Raw genomic sequence first — 1,068 nt, forward strand, 5'->3', positions numbered from 1 at the left:
TCTCCAATAATAATGCTCTGCTTTTACCCAACGGCTTCTACCTAAATCTAACCAAACATCATTATCCTCTCCCCAGTACGCATCCCAGTATAATACCTCTGCTGTTGTTGTAAAGTCCCCCAGATATTTACCGTGTGGTCTATCATGATAGTTAATGCCATAGCCTTCCCAGTATATTGATCTTGCCATCCCAATCCCCTCTGGTTGCGGCGTACCAACAGCGCCACCCTTACCTGTAAACCATTCAAGAGATTTTTCACCGTTTAAATAATTTAAATCTACATTACCAGTTACGCCTGCAAGACTACCAGTTTCTGTATACTGCCATAAATCACAACTATATGCTGGTTTATTTCCATAACGTGGAATCCAAAGGAAATCCGCATTCACAGTATTTAGTCCATAGCTTGTATACATGTGGTGTGATACATATAGCCCCACTTTCCAGCCTGCTGCACGGCACGTATCAATAAATGCCTGCGAAGCTTTTGCTAAGTTAGCCGCTCCACAACTTGCTAAAGTATCATCTTCTACATCTAATACTAAAAATTTTGCCTCTTTATCAGCGCGCGCCATAAAATCATTTGCTTCTACAATAGCATCCTGAACACTTACATAACATCCATAAGCATAGTGTCCAAATGGAACACCATAGTCTTTACAACCTTGCACATACTCTTTATAACGTTTATCAATTGTCCTTGACCCATATTGTACACGTATAATAGCAAGGTCTAGCTCCTTACTAGCTGCAGCCCAATTTATTGAATTATTGTGATGAGATAAATCTGCAATTTTCTTCATTTCCATTTTCCTTCTTTCCCCTATAAAAATTTAAGAATAAAAAAACAACTCCTAACAGAGTTGTTTTTATCGAATATCTACAATGTCAAAGTGTTTCTCTGGTGTCCAACGATTCCCACCAATATCAATCCATCCTTCTTTACGGAAGAATACTGTAAGAGGTTCTTTTGAATTAATACTGCCTTTGTATGCGCCATCAATTCCATCACAATAGCTTACTTCATATCCTTCTGGGAATTTTGATATTGCTTTGAAGGGTCTCCA

At 38.6% G+C, this 1,068-nt stretch carries 1 protein-coding gene and 1 pseudogene; both read right to left on the reverse strand.

From position 1 onward, the window contains the following. Nucleotides 1–804: GH25 family lysozyme (locus CER22_RS31095; RefSeq protein WP_088610513.1), on the reverse strand; the 804-nt coding region annotated here is incomplete at its 3' end. A gap of 66 nt (nucleotides 805–870) precedes the next feature. Then, a pseudogene (locus CER22_RS31100) lies at nucleotides 871–1,068 on the reverse strand (hypothetical protein); the annotation flags it as partial.

The sequence above is a fragment of the Bacillus sp. K2I17 genome, assembly GCF_002209985.1.
In the GTDB taxonomy this organism is placed as follows: domain Bacteria; phylum Bacillota; class Bacilli; order Bacillales; family Bacillaceae_G; genus Bacillus_A; species Bacillus_A wiedmannii.